Below are 233 nucleotides of genomic sequence, written 5' to 3'. Positions count from 1 at the left end.
CCTCCTCGAAGGCCTCGGAGGCGTGCAGCAGCGCCTTCGAGGGAATGCAGCCGCCGTTGAGGCAGGTGCCGCCATGGCTGGCCCGCTTCTCCACCACGGCCGTCTTGAGGCCGAGCGGGGCGGCCCGGATGGCGCAGACGTAACCGCCGGGGCCGGTGCCGAGGACGACGAGATCGTAGGACATAGGAATCTGACTCGCTGGATTGGGCGGCGGGTCATGCCCCACCATCGAT

At 69.1% G+C, this 233-nt stretch carries 1 protein-coding gene; it reads right to left on the bottom strand.

The features are described 5' to 3' along the window. The coding region (locus AC0IWM_RS23990; protein WP_471759189.1) for an FAD-dependent oxidoreductase at window positions 1-184 on the bottom strand (184 nt) is incomplete at its 3' end. Between the last annotated feature and the right edge of the window lie 49 nt (window positions 185-233).

This window comes from Methylobacterium sp. AC433, assembly GCF_979253015.1.
Note: the sequence above shows the minus strand (reverse complement) of the source record. Positions and strands in the feature narration are given on the sequence as shown.